The following is a 15,155-nucleotide window of genomic DNA, read 5'->3' as shown; positions in this document are numbered from 1 at the left end:
CGCTCGACTTGCATGTATTAGGCACGCCGCCAGCGTTCGTCCTGAGCCAGGATCAAACTCTCCATAAAAGTTAAGTTTGACTTGCTCATTTGCACACCGAATGTGCTTTGTTTCAAATCTCTTCTATAAAGAAGAAATGTTTTGACGTACTGGTTGGTTCGTTCAGTTTTCAAAGATCAAATGTTTTGTCCGCCGCTTCGTCAGCGACTTAATTAGTTTATCACTTTCAGTTGTTTGTGTCAACAACTTTTTTCGTGATTTTTTCGGTGTCGTTTTGGCGACAAATAATAATTTATCATGTCTGCCCTGCAGTGTCAACAACTTTTTTCAAAAGAAAATTGTTTGTTATTGCTACGTTATTTGTTTTCCGACAACGTTTAATAATATATCACAGACTAAAATTGAAAAGCAATGCTTTTTTTGAAATTCATAATAAAAAATTGTTTCAATGAGTAAACATCCATATGAAAAGCCCTGATCTACATTCAGGGCTTAGTTGTGACCTTTAGTATTATGGATAAGCTGGAATTGATTATAGCATTAATTCTGTTTCTTCTTCCTGGGCATATACTGTAAACATTCTTCTCTGGTTGCAAACCTGCGGAAAATCTGAAAAAGAACGTCATACCTTTCTTCCATCGCTCTTTTCAGTCCTTGGTCAATTCTGTGGTCTCCGAGGTCAAACGTGATTTCTTCCATCTCTCTCTTCAACAAATATTCAATTTCACGACGTTCCTGTTCGCTAATCATTAAACCATGCACCTTAAAGGACCTCCCTTTAACAACTCTCTATATTTTTACCCTAAATCTTGTGTTTTTAGCATAGGTTGTCCTTTTTTTCATATGTATAGAACATATTGGAAGGAAGGTGAATCGTGCAATGAGTTTCTACACTTGGAAAGCTGAGCGGATGAAACGCTATGGAGTGGTGGTGGCTTTGGCATTTTTTTGCGCCCTCTTTTTATGGATTGGACAGTGGAGTCAACTCCCCGTCTTTTCAAATGAAGGTGAGCCCCGTGCTTTGACCCAAGGAAGCGATAAAAATTCGAACGTTGCACTGACATTTAATATAAGCTGGGGAACAGAAAAGGTTCATGACGTGTTGAAGCAATTGGAAGCCAACAAAGCCCAGGCAACTTTTTTCGTTAGTGGGGAATGGGCAGAACGTCACCCTGATATTATTAAAGCTATTCATGAGGGAAAACACGAAATCGGGATGATGGGATATAAATACGAAAGTTACCTTGAAAGAAAACCCGCCCAAGTGCAACAGGACATAAATCAAGCGAAAGAAGCTTTTGAAAAACTGGGCTTTGAAGAAATCAAATGGATCCGTCCGCCCCATGGTCACATGGATAAAGAGGTTTTGAAGTTGATCGAAAATGAAGGAATGCAAGCGGTGCAATGGAGCATCAATCCAAGAGACTGGGAAAACCCAGGCACAAACACCATCATTGATACCGTTCTGAATGAAGGTTCAGAAGGGGATATCATCTTGATGCATGCATCTGACTCCGTGAAACAAACCGCGAAAGCACTTGAAGTCATCCTGCCCGGTTTAAAACAAAAAGGACTGAAATTCGTAAGCATTACTGAACTGGTGAGTGGGACAGAATCAGAAACCACTCAAATTGAATAACCCGATAAAAAAAACAACCACCGCTCTTTCTATGCGGTGGTTGTTTTTCAGGCAGCTTTTTCAGGGGTTTTTGTTATACGGTGGAGCAAGATGAGTTGATATGCATTACAGATGAACAAAGGAATAATCATCAGCCACACATAATCGCTGCCTTGCGCTCTCAAAGCAGGGACCCATTCTACACTCGTAACAACAACCATAAAAAACAAGGCAGGAATAAATGCATGCCACTTCGTTTCTTTTGCTTTTACATAAGCAACGATAATGGAAAGTCCGAGAAGACCTAAGGCTGTCCACAAAAACGGCCAGATGGATGCATCTTCTGCTGCCTGATATCTAAAATACACAAGGTCAAAGAGTGTAAAAGCAATCAGGAAAAGTTGGACCGGCGTCCAAAATGAACGGAAAATACCCTTTCCAAACTGATTGACTGTCAGGTAGGCGAAGAAGCCCATTTGACTAATGATGCTGAATATAAATCCAAGTCCCGCAAAAAATAACAATAAGCCAAAGAGCTCGAAGAGTTGGAACGGCTTCAGCACTTCAGTATAAGAATCATATTTGAAAATAAAACTGATGACCAGTGTCGTCAAACCACCGATCCATAAGGTCGTTAAAAACAACCTTACCCATTTACGACTATTCACGGAAGTTCCCCCTATTATCCAAAAGACTTTTCCACCGTATTTTACCACGAAGTCGAGCTTTTTTCCTCCAGACTTCGTATAATTTCTGTCGAATCGCAGATAGTAAACGTAAGGAGAACTTAAGAAAGGGGACATGCAAAATGTCCAAACTCCGATTCTTATGTCCCGTCCTGATCCTTGTACTCCTAGCTGCTTGCAGCGGGGCATCAAGCGCAAGTGAACAGACGGATTATGATACAACGAAGAAGATGATCGTTGATATTCTGAAATCGGACGACGGGAAAAAAGCGATGACTGAAGTACTTTCTGATGAGAAAATGCAGCAACAGATGGCCCTAGAGTCAGAAGTTGTATCGCAGGCTGTCCAACAGACACTCGTATCTGAAGAAGGAAAAGCTTTTTGGAGTAAATTGTTCTCCGATCCAAAATTCGTCCAAGAGTTCAGTAAAGTCCTTGAAGATCAGCAGAAAAAGCTGATGAAAGGACTAATGAAAGATGCTGAGTATCAAAAATTGATGATTGAGCTTTATAAAAACCCTGAAATGATGAAGGAAATGGTTACCGTCATGGAAGGGCAGCAATTCCGTTCACATCTGCAAAAAACCATTGATGAAACATTGAACAGCCCTGTTTTCCAAGCGAAAATGAGTGAAACCTTATTGAAAGCAGCGGAAAAAATGCAAAGTGGTGGCGGTGGGAAATCTGATTCCTCCGGTCAAGGTGGCGAAAGCAGTAGTGAAGAACAATCCGGCAGTGGTGGCGGCGGTGAAGGTGAAAAAAGTCAGCAAGGCTAGCCACAAGTCAAAAAAACACGCACTTCTTAAAGAAGTGCGTGTTTTTTATTAATACTTATCAATTACTTTCGCAGCCATATTACGGTAAATGACACCGACTGGATGATCTGCCTGATAGACAGATGGTGCGAAAACATCCTCTTCCTCGTACGGCTGTTGAAGCGGTACGTGTCCAAGGACGCCTGTTTGAAGAGTTTCAGCGAGCTTCACGCCGCCCCCTCTACCGAAGACGAACTCTTTGTTGCCTGTCTCTTTACTCTCGAAATAAGCCATATTTTCAACGACACCTAGGATCTCATGTTCCGTTTTCAGAGCCATTTGCCCTGCACGTGCAGCTACAAAAGCAGCTGTCGGGTGCGGAGTCGTAACGATGATCTCTTTAGAAGAGGGCAGCATAGAGTGTACATCCAATGCCACATCTCCTGTTCCTGGCGGCAAGTCAAGAAGAAGGTAATCGAGGTCGCCCCATTCCACTTCTTTAAAAAAGCTCGTCAACATTTTACCGAGCATGGGCCCGCGCCAGATAATCGGGGAGTTATCTTCCACAAAGAAGCCCATCGATACAAGCTTGACTCCGAAGCGTTCTACAGGAATAATCTTTTCGCCGCGAACGACCGGCCGTTCTTCCACACCCATCATATCCGGCACACTGAAACCATAGATATCCGCGTCAATAATTCCGACTTTCTTACCAAGGCGGGTTAAAGCAACAGCAAGGTTAACCGTAACTGTGGACTTCCCTACACCACCCTTACCACTGGCAATGGAGATAAACTTCGTCCCGGTATTTCCACCGAGAAGAGAAGCTTCCTGTTCCTGCTCCGCTTCGGGCTGGAATCTTTGAATCACATCATCCGGAAGCTGGTCGAAACGCAGGCCGACCGTTGCGGCTCCCCCACTTTTCAGTTCATTAACAATTTTCTGCTGCAATTCCATCTGTTCAGCGGTATTTGTCTTTCCGATCAATATCTTAACGCTGACATGATTTTTCTCTTCCTTAATTTTTATCTCTTCAACTCCACCTGTTTCTTCCAACGTTTTATGTAAAAACGGGTCTTCGATCGAATGGAGGATTTCTAGTACTTTTCCTTCTGTCAACAAGCCGTTCACCATCCTTAGAAATATGTTTCACTATGGCTAGTATAACATATATGAAACGCTTTCTAAGTGATTTGCTTCAATCAATCTTCTGATGGCAGCTCTCTTTCTGTCACATACCGGAGCACTCCCTGATAGATGGATGCTGACATCTTCCTTTGGTAATCATTATCCTTTAACAATTCTCTTTCCCCAGGGTTTGATAAAAACCCGGCTTCCACTAAGACACCTGGAGCTTTCGCGTGTTTAAGGATATAGATACTGGACAAGCCAAAAGCTCCACGATCCGTATTCCCTATGTTCTCCTTGATTTCGGATTGAATAAACTTGGCCAACGTTTTGCTTTCCTCATTTTTTGGATAGTAAAAAGTCTGGGCGCCGCTCCATTTTTCAGAAGGAATGGCATTCAAGTGTATACTGATGTATAAATCCGCTTCTTTTTCTTCAATGTACTGAACCCTGTTCCTGACATCTTCCGCCTGCCTGCGCCGAGCTTTTTCCGCTTCATCTGATGCAAGGTCATTGTCATCATCACGGGTTAGGTACACGAGTGCTCCCGCTTGCTGCAAATAATCACGAAGGTACTCAGCCATTTGCAGCGTAATGACTTTCTCTTCCGTACCATCTTTGCCAGAAGCACCAGCATCAGGTCCCCCATGCCCAGGATCCAATACAATCACTTTACCGGACAGCGGAGATGACCATACTGTCCAAGCGTCCTTTGCTTCCTGAATCGGATAGGAAACAGCGCACACCAATACAATGATCCCTGCTAACCATAGAAATGTTTTCAACCTAGGATTTCGCATGCCTCACACTCCCTTATACTCCTCCATTTCACTATATGGGACAGGATGGACAAATATGTGAAAGCATGAGGAAGCTTTTTAGCAGGGAATCATAACACTCTATTTTCGTTTTGGTTTAAAATTTAAACAACTAACCGTATGCGGTTCTTTGATGGATCTATGGTGTAGATCACTCCATCCTTTTCATCGACAGAAGCTCCCATTTGCCGGATTCTATGGATCGCTTCTTCCCTTGAGTGGTTCTGAGGAAAATGAAGATCAAACCATTTCAACCCTGCTTCCTGCTTCTCTGGAGACGGGGCATCGGTACCCTTCCATGTGTTGAGCCCGATGTGGTGATGATAGTTAGCCGATGAAATAAACAAGGCTTCATCACCGAGCCGGCCCACTACATCGAAACCTAAGCCATCACAATAGAATTGTTTCGCTTTTTCAAGGTCAGAGACATGGAGATGAACATGCCCCATGACCGTCCGGTCCGGCAGACCCACCCACCCGGGGTTCGTTTCAAAACGGAACAACCCCTCAAAGTCCAATGGGTCAACTGCCATCTTCACCTCACTGCCGGACCATTCCCATAAGGAAGAGGGCCGGTCAATATACACCTCAATTCCATTTCCATCAGGATCAGAAAAGTAGATCGCTTCACTAACGAGGTGATCGGCTGAAGCCACCTGAACGTTTTTATTAATCAAGTGTTTGACCAAATCGGCGAGATCTGACTTTTCCGGCAAAAGGAGCGCAAAGTGATACAGTCCTGTCGCTTTTCTATTAGGTGGTCTAACATCTTGATCCTCCTCAAGGACAAGAAGCGGCTTTTCTCCCCCTGCACTTAAATGAACGGCTTTACTGGACCGCGCCCATATTTGAAAACCGATAATGTTTGTATAAAAATCCAACGATCGATTCAAATCCATGACTCGTAAAGTGACTAGATTGACATGGATGTTTTCTTTTTCATGAAAAAGCATGTGAACTCCTCCATTCGTATATCTTTTCCCTCAGTATATCGGAATAAGAATTTCACATATATTCATATGCTTTCAAGTATGTCTGGCACCGGCTTTACTTTCATAGATGCCTGGCACCCCTTTCGCTAGTTCCAGTGCCAGGCACCCTTTGTTAGCCACCGTTGTCTGGGACGTCATTTAAGACCTCACCGAAACAAAAATAAACATAAAAAAAGACTCCCAACCGAGTCGGTTGAGAGTCTTTTGCATAAGCATTGATTAACGCTTGGAGAATTGTGGAGCGCGACGAGCACCTTTAAGACCGTATTTCTTACGCTCTTTCATACGTGCGTCACGAGTCAATAGACCAGCGCGCTTCAATGGTGTACGGTATTCAGGATCCGCTTGTAACAATGCACGAGCGATTCCGTGACGGATTGCACCAGCTTGTCCTGTGAATCCACCGCCATCTACGTTTACATAAACGTCATAGTTACCTTCTGTTTCTGTAACAGCTAGAGGCTGTTTCAGAATCATACGAAGCGTTTCATATGGGAAAAAGTCTTCAGCATCACGTTTGTTTACTACTACACGACCAGTTCCTGGAACAAGACGTACACGAGCTGTTGAGCTCTTACGACGACCAGTACCTGAGTATTGTACTTGTGCCACTAAGATTACCTCCTTTGATTATCCGCGAAGTTCGTAAACTTCTGGTTTTTGTGCTTCATGCTTGTGGTCCGCACCAGCGTAAACATGAAGTTTCTTGCCCATCTTACGTCCAAGACTTCCTTTTGGAAGCATCCCTTTAACAGCAAGCTCTAGCATTTGCTCAGGGTATTTCGTACGCATTTCGTTAGCCGTACGGGATTTCAAACCACCTACGTGGTTAGAGTGACGATAATAGATCTTATCGTTGATTTTGTTACCTGTAAGTTGGATCTCACCAGCATTAATGATGATGACGTGGTCACCAGTGTCAACGTGTGGTGTGTATGTTGGTTTATTTTTACCGCGAAGGATCGCAGCAACTTCGCTCGCTAAACGGCCGAGTGTTTGCCCTGCAGCATCCACAACATACCATTTACGTTCAACGTTGTTTTCATTTGCCATGAAAGTTGTGCGCATATCGGTTTCCCTCCTGAAATGTTTGATTTCTCATAGACTTCGTTACTACTTTATCATTTATCTCAAATACGATTAGTTTTCCGGGGCTAACCGTGGTACAGAAATAAAATGCCATAGAATATAATATAACACCTTGTAACTATATGTCAAGGGCATGCACACCTGGATTCGTTGTTTTTTTAAAAGAGTGCCTCAATTTCCGGGGCGAACCCATCTAATAAAACACTTCCCATAAAAACAAGCCTTGCGGGGGTGCCGTCTTCCCTGCTTCGTTACGGTTTTTTGCTTCGATGATCCTCTTTACATCTTCAGGGTCACGTTCGTTCCTTCCAATTTCCAAAAGCGTGCCGACAAGAATCCGAACCATGTTATAGAGGAAGCCTGAGCCACGGAAGACAAAAACCATGTCATTTCCCTCTTTGGTTATCTCTGCTTTGTAAATCGTCCGAACCTTGGCCCCTTTGATGTCTGTCTTCGGTGAACAAAAAGAGGTGAAATCATGCTCTCCCTCAAGATGCCTGCACGCTTCTCTCATCCGGTTGATGTCAAGTTCTGCGCGTACGTGGTGAGTATAGTGACGGCGGAAGAGATCAGGCTCATGAGCCTGATAGACATAATAGCGGTACTCTTTTCCCTTGGCATCATATCTTGCATGGAATTCTTCCGTTGCTTGCTCAGCAGAAACGACTTGAATATCATCCGGTAGAAGCGAGCCCAAGGCTCTTTTCCAATTCGCAATAGGAATATGGAGGGGAGTATCAAAATGAATTACCTGACCGACCGCGTGAACACGGGCATCCGTACGTCCGGAAGCGACCACTTTCACCTGATCTCCTTTGTGCATTTTCCTTAATGCTTTTTCAAGCTCCGCCTGAATGGTATTCCCATTAGGCTGAACCTGATAGCCGGCGTAATTCGTCCCATCATAACCGATGACCATACGAATTCTTTTCATAAAACGATCCTCCCCGTCAGCTTCTCGTCATGAATAGGGCGATGACTAATAGAGCGAACAGGACATACAAAGAAATATCAAGCTTCGATATCCTCAGCTCCCTGAGTTTTGTACGACCTTCCCCTCCTTGATAGCCACGCGCTTCCATCGCCATAGCGAGCTCTTCTGCGCGTTTGAACGCACTGACGAACAAAGGTACTAGAAGAGGTACAATCGCCTTCACACGGTCCTTTAACGCCCCTGTGCGGAAATCTACCCCTCGGGAGGCCTGGGCTTTGGAAATTTTCTCTGTCTCCTGCATCAGTGTCGGAATGAAGCGGAGGGAGATCGACATCATCAGTGCCAGTTCATGGACTGGGAACTTCACTTTTTTCAGTGGACCCAACAGCTCCTCGATGGCATCTGTAATTTCTATCGGCGTTGTTGTCAACGTAAGCAGCGAGGTCACAAGAATGAGGAGAAAGAACCGTAATGAAATGGCTCCCCCCTGGACAAGACCTTCTCTGTATACATCCCAGCCCAATATAGAAAACACGACGTCCCCCTCCCTCGTGACAATTAAATGGAGAAGGAACGTAAACACAATAAGGAACCATACCGGTTTCAAACCTTTCATAATGTAACGGAAGGGGACCCGGGATAGCAAGGCACTGCCAACAGCAAAAAGAGCAAGTACCCCGTAGCTCATAACAGAGTTAGCAAAAAATACGATCACAACAAAAAAGAAGATGATAGCGATTTTCGAACGAGGGTCAAGGCGATGGATCACGGAATCTGTCGGAATATATTGGCCGATAATTAAAGAACTACTCATGATCGCTGCCCCCTCTCACTTTGCGGGCTAATTCTTTTGCTAACTCAGCTATGGTCTGCCCTTTATACTCAAGTTCAATCCCATACTCTTTCTCAGCCTTGCTCAAGAAGGAGATAACTTCCGGAACATCCAACTGGACGCGCTCAAGGTCTTCCTTCTGTTGAAAAATCTCCAATGGAGTCCCTTCTTTGTAAAGTTCCCCATGGTTCATGATCAAAATATAATCGGCATAAGCAAGCGCATCTTCCATACTGTGAGTGACTAAGATTGTCGTCAGTTCCTTTTCACGATGAAGGTCGTAAAACATATCCATCACTTCACTTTGACCGCTGGGATCAAGTCCTGCCGTTGGTTCATCTAAAACAAGGACCTTAGGATCCATGGCAAGTACCCCGGATATAGCTACACGACGCATCTGCCCACCACTCAAGTCGAATGGTGAACGATCGAGCAAATCTTCAGGAAGCTTCGTTGCTTGAACCGCAGCTTTTGTCCGTCGCTCAATTTCTTTCTGGGGGACACCAAAATTCTGGGGACCGAAAGCAATGTCCTTGGCCACTGTTTCTTCGAACAATTGGTGTTCAGGATATTGGAATACAACACCGACTTTCTCACGTAACTCTCTCAAGTGCTTGTTTTTCACACCAGCTTCAATGGTGAAGTTACCCACCTGTATTTTTCCTTCTGTTGGCTGCAGCAGTCCGTTCAAGTGCTGAATCAGCGTCGACTTCCCTGACCCAGTATGACCAATGACAGCTACAAAGGATCCAGATTCAATCGAGAAGGTCATATCATTCAGTGCTTTGTGTTCGAATGGACTATTCGGTTGATAGGTATAGCTTACATGGTCAAACGAGATGTGCATAAGTCCTCCAACAACTCCTGGTGATTGAGTGGCTCACGAGATAGGCTTAAACCTTCTGCTTTGAGATGATCAGCCATTTTACTTACAAACGGAGTATCCAAGCCAATTTCAGTCAACTGTTCTTTTCTAGAGAATACGTCACGCGGCGTCCCTTCCATCCAGACTTCTCCACCATTCATGACGATCACTCTTGAAGCCAATGTCACTTCTTGAAGGTCATGGGTAATGGTCACTAATGAAAGGTCTCTTTCCTGCTGGACGTCGCTGACGGTCTGCATGATTTCTTTTCTTCCTTTTGGATCAAGCATAGCGGTTGCTTCATCAAGAATGATAAATTCAGGGGACACAGCAAGGACGCTGGCGATGGCCACGCGCTGTTTTTGGCCTCCTGATAATCGATGGGGTTCATGCGTCTCGTATGCTTCCATACGGACAGAGTTCAGACTTTCTTGAATCCGCTCAAGCATAAGGTCACGAGGCATACCGTGGTTTTCCATACCAAAGGCTACATCATCCCTTACGGTAGTCCCAACAAACTGGTTATCCGGATTTTGAAAAACCATCCCCACCTGTTTCCTGACTTCCCATACCGTCTCAGGGGTCACTTTCATTCCATCGACGATAATTTCCCCTTCCTGAGGGAACAAAAGCCCATTCATTAATTTAGCAATTGTCGATTTGCCTGAACCATTATGACCGATGATGGCCACCCATTCATCCGGACCTATGGTGAAGCTCACGTCCTTTAACACCCAGGGCATGTCTTCCTGGTATTTAAAGGACACATGACGAAACTCGACTTGTCTCTCTCCCATCTGTGTTCCTCCTCTGCTCAACTGACTATTTCCCAGGAAATATGACACCATTTCCTATCAACCGAAGGGTGGCTCATCTAAATTCCGACGCCACCCTGACGGTGTTTCCTTCCATTTGGATATAAAAAAAGGGCTGGATGTAACCTCGCGATGAGATTCAGTCCTGCCCTTTTACCCTCATGGTATTCATTAAACTAGTTCAATGATCGCCATTTTCGCTCCATCACCTTTACGCTCGCCTAGCTTAAGCACGCGAGTGTAACCACCTTGACGGTCTTCATAGCGTGGGCCGATGTCAGAGAATAGCTTTTGCAAAGCTGTCTGCTCCCCATCTTCGTCGGCTTGCGCATTGTAAAGGAATGATTCAGCTTGACGACGGGCATGTAGATCGCCGCGTTTCCCTAGTGTAATCATTTTTTCTACAACAGATTTAAGCTCTTTCGCTTTAGCTTCTGTTGTTTCCAAACGTTCGTGAATGATCAAGTCTGTCGCTAAGTTGCGAAGTAGCGCCATACGCTGATCCGTTGTACGTCCTAGTTTTCTAGCCATTGATAATCCCTCCCTTATCTGAATCTCTTAGATGTGTTCTATCAATCAATCGTCTTTTCTTAGACCTAATCCCAGTTCGTCCAACTTGTGCTTCACTTCTTCAAGTGACTTGCGACCAAGGTTACGTACCTTCATCATGTCTTCTTCAGACTTATTCGCAAGTTCCTGCACTGTGTTGATACCAGCGCGCTTCAAGCAGTTGTAGGAACGGACAGATAGATCAAGTTCTTCGATCGTCATTTCTAGAACTTTTTCTTTTTGGTCCTCTTCTTTTTCAACCATGATTTCAGCTTTTTGAGCTTCATCAGTCAGGCCTACAAAGATATTGAGGTGTTCCATATAGATTTTAGCCCCAAGAGAGATCGCTTCTTCCGGACGAATGCTGCCGTCCGTCCATACATCCAACGTCAACTTGTCAAAGTTAGATGTTTGACCGATTCTAGTGTTCTCTACTTGATACGTTACACGGGATACCGGCGTAAAAATAGAGTCAACTGGAATAACGCCAATTGGTTGATCCTCATGGTTGTTTCCTTCAGCCGGACGATATCCTCGGCCGCGTTCTGCTGTAATACGTGCACGGAAGCTGGAGTTGCTATCTAATGTTGCGATGTGAAGATCTGGATTAAGAACTTCTACATCACTGTCGTGCGTAATGTCAGCCGCTGTAACTTTTCCTTCACCCTGTACATCAATCTCCAAAGTCTTTTCTTCGTCGGAATACACCTTCAAAGCTAGTTTCTTCAGATTAAGAATAACTGTGGTTACGTCCTCGACGACACCTTCAATGGTTGAGAACTCATGAAGGACCCCGTCAATTTGAACTGATGTGACAGCAGAGCCGGGAAGTGAGGATAATAGGATACGACGCAAGGAGTTCCCTAGAGTTGTACCATACCCACGCTCAAGCGGTTCTACGACGAACTTACCAAAAGTAGACTCATCGCTGATCTCGACCGTTTCAATCTTTGGCTTTTCAATTTCGATCATTTACACTAAACCCTCCTTCAAAACGTCGAAACCCCGGTTAGACAATAGGTCTAACCGAAATTCCTCAGGTAGGCAGTCCCGATAAAAAGACAACTGCATATTTTCTCTGTCTACGACGGTGATGATATAAAAGCTATCATAACCCATTATAGACAGGGTGACAAATTCTATTCAGAACTATTATACGCGACGACGTTTTGGTGGGCGGCAACCATTGTGTGGAACTGGAGTTACGTCACGGATTGCCGTAATTTCAAGACCTGCTGCTTGTAGAGAACGGATCGCTGCTTCACGACCAGCACCAGGGCCTTTAACTGTTACTTCAAGAGTTTTCATACCGTTGTCCATAGCGTCTTTCGCTGCAGCTTCAGAAGCCATTTGAGCAGCGAATGGAGTAGATTTACGGGAACCTTTGAAACCAAGGGATCCGGCACTGCTCCATGCGATAACGTTACCTTGAACATCAGTGATCGTTACGATTGTGTTGTTGAAAGTAGAGCGGATGTGTGCCACACCGGTCTCTATATTCTTTTTCACGCGACGCTTACGACTACGAGTGTTTCCTTTACGTGCCATATAGTTAGCTTACCTCCTTTGTGATGCTTATTATTTACGTTTGTTAGCCACGGTACGACGTGGGCCTTTACGTGTACGAGAGTTGTTTTTTGTCTTCTGTCCGCGAAGTGGAAGTCCACGACGGTGACGGATTCCGCGATAAGAACCGATCTCGATCAAACGCTTGATGTTAAGAGAGTTCTCACGACGAAGGTCACCTTCCGTGTTGTGTTGCTCCACTGCTTTACGGATTTTACCTAGTTCGTCTTCTGTAAGGTCGCGAACGCGAGTATCTTCAGAAACGCCAGCTTCAGCTAGTACGTCTTTGGCAAGGGATTTACCGATACCATAAACGTAAGTTAGGGATACGACTACTCGCTTATCACGAGGAATATCTACACCTGCAATACGTGCCATAAGTTACGTGCACCTCCTTCAGTTTTAGCCTTGTTTTTGTTTATGCTTAGGGTTTTCACAGATAACCATGACTTTACCTTTACGTTTGATGACTTTGCATTTTTCGCAAATTGGTTTTACAGAAGGCCTTACCTTCATCATCCATACCTCCTTTAAGATCGGAGTTTTATTTATAACGGTACGTAATACGTCCTTTAGTTAAGTCATAAGGGGAAAGTTCTACCGTTACCTTGTCTCCTGGTAAGATTCGAATGAAGTGCATGCGAATTTTCCCGGAAACGTGCGCTAAAACGGAGTGACCGTTCTCGAGTTCAACCTTGAACTGAGCGTTCGGTAAGGTTTCAACGACGGTCCCTTCTACTTCAATTACATCGTCTTTCGCCATCGAGTTGATCTCCCTTCTTCAAATCAGTCACTGCTTCATTGACATATTTTGATACGGCAAATCGAAGCTTGCCATTTGTGACACGACCAGTTTCCAGAAGGCTGTCCTGGACTTCCGGAGAGATGAAATCCATAAGCTCAACATGTTGCAAATTCTTTTTCTTTGGTCGATCATACTTACGTTTCTCTCCGTCGGCAAGCAGCACAAAGCGGCCATCCAGTACATCGATTACTACCGCGTACTGTCCTGCCTCACGCCCCTGCACAATACGAACAATTTGACCTATTCGCGGACTCGACTCAGATTCGTTCAAAAACGATCACCTTCACTTAGGATTTTGTAAGGATTTCGTACCCTTCATCCGTAATTGCAATGGTGTGCTCAAAGTGAGCGCACCTTTTACCATCTTGAGTGACTACCGTCCAATGATCGCCGAGCGTCTTCACATAGCGAGAGCCAGCGTTCACCATCGGTTCTACAGCCAATACCATGCCAGGTTTGAGGCGTGGTCCTTTGTTTGGCGGGCCGTAATGAGGAATTTGCGGATCCTCATGAAGCTCCTGCCCTACTCCGTGACCCACATACTCCCTCACAATCGAAAAGCCTTCAGGCTCAACGAAACTCTGGATCGCATGAGATATATTTGAAAGGCGTACACCTGGTTTTGCTTCATCAAGTCCTTTAAACAATGATTGCTCAGTAACTCTCAACAATTCCATGGTTTCATCATCGACGGTTCCGACCGGATACGTCCAGGCCGAGTCTCCGTGATAACCTTTATATTTGGCACCAATATCGATGCTGATGATATCACCTTCGTTCAACACCCTGTCCCCAGGGATACCATGAACGAGTTCTTCGTTGACAGATGCACAGATACTTCCACGGAATCCATTATAACCTTTAAAAGATGGGATTGCATCCATACTGCGTATGAATTCATCTGCAATCTTATCCAATTCCCCAGTTGTTATACCAGGTTGGATCTTTTGTTCCAACTTTTGGTGCGTCAAGGCGACGATCCGCCCTGCTTCACGCATAATATCTAATTCCCGTGAAGTCTTACAAATAATCATTCAGCTAGTTCTCCCAGCTTTTGATCGATGTCTTGGAATACTTCGTTGATATCTTTGTCACCTTCGAATGATACCAAGTAGCCTTTCTCTTGGTAGAAATCAAGCAGAGGTTGTGATTGCTCAACATTGACCTCCAGGCGCTTTCTTACGGTGTCAGGCTGATCGTCTTCGCGCTGAATCAACTCAGAGCCATCGTGATCACACTTGCCATCTTCTTTAGGCGGGTTGAAGACCACGTGATAGGTAGCACCGCACGTAGGGCAGATGCGTCGTCCAGTAAGACGCTCGATGAGTTGCTCCTTGGGAACATCGATATGAAGGACATAGTCCAATGACTCTTTCATATCAGTTAATAGGTTCTCAAGAGCTTCTGCTTGGGCGATTGTTCTCGGGAAACCATCTAAAAGGAATCCTTTTTGACAATCAGGTTTACTTAGACGCTCGCGAACGATTCCGATGGTCACTTCATCGGGAACCAATTCGCCTTTGTCCATATAGGATTTGGCTTCTTTGCCCAGTGCTGTTCCTTCTTTGATAGCTAATCGGAACATATCTCCAGTTGAGATATGAGGGATGTCATATTTTTCGACTATCTTCTCAGCCTGAGTACCTTTACCGGCACCAGGGAGACCCATCAGAATTAAATTCAACGTGTTCCCCTCGCTCTCA

Annotated in this window: 22 protein-coding genes and 1 rRNA gene; 2 read left to right on the top strand and 21 right to left on the bottom strand. The window is 44.7% G+C overall.

Translation table 11 applies throughout. The features are described 5' to 3' along the window. Positions 1–68, bottom strand: a 16S ribosomal RNA gene (locus GLW00_RS19180); the annotation flags it as partial. 472 nt (positions 69–540) lie between these two features. Then, positions 541–762, bottom strand: a complete 222-nt coding sequence (locus tag GLW00_RS19175) for a hypothetical protein (protein WP_160916759.1) — start codon at positions 760–762, stop codon at positions 541–543. A 118-nt stretch (positions 763–880) separates the two neighbouring features. On the opposite strand from GLW00_RS19175, the gene pdaB reads away from it, so the two are divergent. Continuing rightward, positions 881–1,639, top strand: a complete 759-nt coding sequence (pdaB, locus tag GLW00_RS19170) for a polysaccharide deacetylase family sporulation protein PdaB (RefSeq protein WP_160916757.1) — start codon at positions 881–883, stop codon at positions 1,637–1,639. A 47-nt stretch (positions 1,640–1,686) separates the two neighbouring features. Here the strand turns inward: pdaB and GLW00_RS19165 are convergent, their stop codons facing one another. Beyond that, the gene (locus GLW00_RS19165; RefSeq protein ID WP_160916755.1) at positions 1,687–2,286 is read right to left on the bottom strand and encodes a KinB-signaling pathway activation protein; all 600 of its coding nucleotides are present in this window, start codon (positions 2,284–2,286) and stop codon (positions 1,687–1,689) included. A 140-nt stretch (positions 2,287–2,426) separates the two neighbouring features. Between GLW00_RS19165 and gerD the strand changes: the two genes are divergently transcribed. After that, the gene (gene gerD / locus GLW00_RS19160; RefSeq protein WP_160916753.1) at positions 2,427–3,080 is read left to right on the top strand and encodes a spore germination lipoprotein GerD; all 654 of its coding nucleotides are present in this window, start codon (positions 2,427–2,429) and stop codon (positions 3,078–3,080) included. A gap of 48 nt (positions 3,081–3,128) precedes the next feature. Here the strand turns inward: gerD and salA are convergent, their stop codons facing one another. From salA to GLW00_RS19070, 18 genes are all read right to left on the bottom strand, one after another. Further along, entirely contained in the window at positions 3,129–4,181 is a 1,053-nt protein-coding gene (gene salA / locus GLW00_RS19155; protein ID WP_160916751.1) for an iron-sulfur carrier protein/transcriptional regulator SalA, read from the bottom strand. An 80-nt stretch (positions 4,182–4,261) separates the two neighbouring features. Then, entirely contained in the window at positions 4,262–4,987 is a 726-nt protein-coding gene (gene cwlD, locus GLW00_RS19150; RefSeq protein WP_160916749.1) for an N-acetylmuramoyl-L-alanine amidase CwlD, read from the bottom strand. 122 nt (positions 4,988–5,109) lie between these two features. After that, positions 5,110–5,958 carry a VOC family protein gene (locus tag GLW00_RS19145; protein WP_160916747.1) on the bottom strand — a complete coding sequence of 283 codons (849 nt, stop codon included), beginning with the start codon at positions 5,956–5,958 and terminating at the stop codon, positions 5,110–5,112. A 258-nt stretch (positions 5,959–6,216) separates the two neighbouring features. Next, positions 6,217–6,609 (bottom strand): 30S ribosomal protein S9, encoded by a 393-nt coding sequence (rpsI, locus tag GLW00_RS19140; RefSeq protein WP_075038155.1) that lies wholly within the window; start codon positions 6,607–6,609, stop codon positions 6,217–6,219. Positions 6,610–6,627: 18 nt separating this feature from the next. Continuing rightward, positions 6,628–7,065, bottom strand: coding sequence for a 50S ribosomal protein L13 (gene rplM, locus GLW00_RS19135; protein WP_146818442.1), 438 nt, complete (start codon positions 7,063–7,065; stop codon positions 6,628–6,630). A 214-nt stretch (positions 7,066–7,279) separates the two neighbouring features. After that, on the bottom strand, positions 7,280–8,020 hold the full coding sequence (gene truA, locus GLW00_RS19130; protein WP_160916745.1) for a tRNA pseudouridine(38-40) synthase TruA: 741 nt from the start codon (positions 8,018–8,020) through the stop codon (positions 7,280–7,282). A gap of 16 nt (positions 8,021–8,036) precedes the next feature. Further along, complete coding sequence (locus tag GLW00_RS19125) at positions 8,037–8,834, bottom strand: energy-coupling factor transporter transmembrane component T family protein (RefSeq protein WP_115894998.1); 798 nt, start codon at positions 8,832–8,834, stop codon at positions 8,037–8,039. Further along, the gene (locus GLW00_RS19120; RefSeq protein ID WP_160916744.1) at positions 8,827–9,699 is read right to left on the bottom strand and encodes an energy-coupling factor ABC transporter ATP-binding protein; all 873 of its coding nucleotides are present in this window, start codon (positions 9,697–9,699) and stop codon (positions 8,827–8,829) included. The genes GLW00_RS19125 and GLW00_RS19120 overlap by 8 nt, the downstream gene beginning before the upstream one ends. Further along, positions 9,675–10,514 (bottom strand): energy-coupling factor ABC transporter ATP-binding protein, encoded by an 840-nt coding sequence (locus tag GLW00_RS19115; RefSeq protein ID WP_115895000.1) that lies wholly within the window; start codon positions 10,512–10,514, stop codon positions 9,675–9,677. The genes GLW00_RS19120 and GLW00_RS19115 overlap by 25 nt, the downstream gene beginning before the upstream one ends. A 189-nt stretch (positions 10,515–10,703) precedes the next feature. After that, positions 10,704–11,063 (bottom strand): 50S ribosomal protein L17, encoded by a 360-nt coding sequence (rplQ, locus tag GLW00_RS19110; RefSeq protein WP_160916742.1) that lies wholly within the window; start codon positions 11,061–11,063, stop codon positions 10,704–10,706. Between the two features lie 45 nt (positions 11,064–11,108). After that, positions 11,109–12,053, bottom strand: a complete 945-nt coding sequence (locus GLW00_RS19105) for a DNA-directed RNA polymerase subunit alpha (protein WP_089654419.1) — start codon at positions 12,051–12,053, stop codon at positions 11,109–11,111. A gap of 180 nt (positions 12,054–12,233) precedes the next feature. Continuing rightward, positions 12,234–12,629, bottom strand: a complete 396-nt coding sequence (gene rpsK, locus GLW00_RS19100) for a 30S ribosomal protein S11 (RefSeq protein ID WP_146818455.1) — start codon at positions 12,627–12,629, stop codon at positions 12,234–12,236. A gap of 30 nt (positions 12,630–12,659) precedes the next feature. After that, the gene (gene rpsM, locus GLW00_RS19095) at positions 12,660–13,025 is read right to left on the bottom strand and encodes a 30S ribosomal protein S13 (protein ID WP_160916740.1); all 366 of its coding nucleotides are present in this window, start codon (positions 13,023–13,025) and stop codon (positions 12,660–12,662) included. Positions 13,026–13,049: 24 nt separating this feature from the next. Then, entirely contained in the window at positions 13,050–13,163 is a 114-nt protein-coding gene (rpmJ, locus tag GLW00_RS19090) for a 50S ribosomal protein L36 (protein ID WP_002509257.1), read from the bottom strand. A gap of 28 nt (positions 13,164–13,191) precedes the next feature. Then, positions 13,192–13,410, bottom strand: a complete 219-nt coding sequence (gene infA, locus GLW00_RS19085) for a translation initiation factor IF-1 (protein WP_008636026.1) — start codon at positions 13,408–13,410, stop codon at positions 13,192–13,194. Continuing rightward, the gene (locus tag GLW00_RS19080; RefSeq protein ID WP_035511657.1) at positions 13,388–13,723 is read right to left on the bottom strand and encodes a KOW domain-containing RNA-binding protein; all 336 of its coding nucleotides are present in this window, start codon (positions 13,721–13,723) and stop codon (positions 13,388–13,390) included. Before GLW00_RS19080 ends, infA begins: the two co-directional genes overlap by 23 nt. A gap of 16 nt (positions 13,724–13,739) precedes the next feature. After that, a complete protein-coding gene (map, locus tag GLW00_RS19075; RefSeq protein WP_160916738.1) occupies positions 13,740–14,486 on the bottom strand; it encodes a type I methionyl aminopeptidase in 747 nt (248 codons plus the stop codon). Beyond that, positions 14,483–15,136, bottom strand: coding sequence for an adenylate kinase (locus GLW00_RS19070; protein WP_115895002.1), 654 nt, complete (start codon positions 15,134–15,136; stop codon positions 14,483–14,485). Before GLW00_RS19070 ends, map begins: the two co-directional genes overlap by 4 nt. Positions 15,137–15,155: the final 19 nt, after the last annotated feature.

It is taken from the genome of Halobacillus litoralis, assembly GCF_009856445.1.
GTDB lineage: Bacteria > Bacillota > Bacilli > Bacillales > Halobacillaceae > Halobacillus > Halobacillus litoralis.
This window is presented reverse-complemented; position numbering and strand designations above follow the sequence as displayed.

What these genes read in the sequence shown, in the direction of transcription:
- GLW00_RS19145 (WP_160916747.1), bottom strand. Translation starts at nt 5,958, where the DNA reads ATGCTTTTTCATGAAAAAGAAAACATCCATGTCAATCTAGTCACTTTA.
- rpsM (WP_160916740.1), bottom strand. Translation starts at nt 13,025, where the DNA reads ATGGCACGTATTGCAGGTGTAGATATTCCTCGTGATAAGCGAGTAGTC.
- cwlD (WP_160916749.1), bottom strand. Translation starts at nt 4,987, where the DNA reads ATGCGAAATCCTAGGTTGAAAACATTTCTATGGTTAGCAGGGATCATT.
- GLW00_RS19120 (WP_160916744.1), bottom strand. Translation starts at nt 9,699, where the DNA reads ATGCACATCTCGTTTGACCATGTAAGCTATACCTATCAACCGAATAGT.
- map (WP_160916738.1), bottom strand. Translation starts at nt 14,486, where the DNA reads ATGATTATTTGTAAGACTTCACGGGAATTAGATATTATGCGTGAAGCA.
- rplM (WP_146818442.1), bottom strand. Translation starts at nt 7,065, where the DNA reads ATGCGCACAACTTTCATGGCAAATGAAAACAACGTTGAACGTAAATGG.
- GLW00_RS19125 (WP_115894998.1), bottom strand. Translation starts at nt 8,834, where the DNA reads ATGAGTAGTTCTTTAATTATCGGCCAATATATTCCGACAGATTCCGTG.
- pdaB (WP_160916757.1), top strand. Translation starts at nt 881, where the DNA reads ATGAGTTTCTACACTTGGAAAGCTGAGCGGATGAAACGCTATGGAGTG.
- infA (WP_008636026.1), bottom strand. Translation starts at nt 13,410, where the DNA reads ATGGCGAAAGACGATGTAATTGAAGTAGAAGGGACCGTCGTTGAAACC.
- GLW00_RS19105 (WP_089654419.1), bottom strand. Translation starts at nt 12,053, where the DNA reads ATGATCGAAATTGAAAAGCCAAAGATTGAAACGGTCGAGATCAGCGAT.
- GLW00_RS19115 (WP_115895000.1), bottom strand. Translation starts at nt 10,514, where the DNA reads ATGGGAGAGAGACAAGTCGAGTTTCGTCATGTGTCCTTTAAATACCAG.
- rplQ (WP_160916742.1), bottom strand. Translation starts at nt 11,063, where the DNA reads ATGGCTAGAAAACTAGGACGTACAACGGATCAGCGTATGGCGCTACTT.
- gerD (WP_160916753.1), top strand. Translation starts at nt 2,427, where the DNA reads ATGTCCAAACTCCGATTCTTATGTCCCGTCCTGATCCTTGTACTCCTA.
- truA (WP_160916745.1), bottom strand. Translation starts at nt 8,020, where the DNA reads ATGAAAAGAATTCGTATGGTCATCGGTTATGATGGGACGAATTACGCC.
- rpmJ (WP_002509257.1), bottom strand. Translation starts at nt 13,163, where the DNA reads ATGAAGGTAAGGCCTTCTGTAAAACCAATTTGCGAAAAATGCAAAGTC.
- rpsK (WP_146818455.1), bottom strand. Translation starts at nt 12,629, where the DNA reads ATGGCACGTAAAGGAAACACTCGTAGTCGTAAGCGTCGCGTGAAAAAG.